The sequence below is a fragment of the Streptomyces katrae genome (assembly GCF_000966975.1).
Taxonomy (GTDB): Bacteria; Actinomycetota; Actinomycetes; order Streptomycetales; family Streptomycetaceae; genus Streptomyces; species Streptomyces katrae.
The window spans coordinates 1-344 of record NZ_JZWV01001800.1 but is presented as its reverse complement, the minus strand read 5'-3'; the positions used below and the strand labels follow the sequence as shown (position 1 = coordinate 344).

Sequence of the window (344 nt, the reverse complement as noted above, 5' to 3'; positions counted from 1 at the left end):
GAGGGCGGGCCGCCGCGGTGCTGGGTGCTGCCGGGGACCCCGGCGCGGGTGGCGCAGGGGTGGGCGGGGCTGACGGGGGCGCCGGCGGTGCCGCCGGAGTGGGCGATGGGGTACCAGCACGCGCGGTGGGGGTTCGGGAGCGCGGCGGAGGTGCGGCGGGTGGTGGCGGGGTACGCGGAGCGGGGGCTGGCGCTGTCCGCCGTGCACCTGGACATCGACCACTACGACGGGCACCGGGTGTTCACGGTGGACGGGGAGGCGTTCCCGGACCTGCCGGGGCTGGCCGGGGAGCTGGGGGCGGCCGGGGTGCGGCTGGTGTCGATCGTGGATCCGGCGGTGAAGGC

At 79.1% G+C, this 344-nt stretch carries 1 protein-coding gene; it reads left to right on the top strand.

Annotated elements, in window-relative coordinates; all coding sequences use genetic code 11:
- Positions 1–105: 105 nt before the first annotated feature.
- A partial coding sequence (locus VR44_RS40630; protein ID WP_425424573.1) for a TIM-barrel domain-containing protein occupies positions 106–344 on the top strand: 239 nt, incomplete at its 3' end.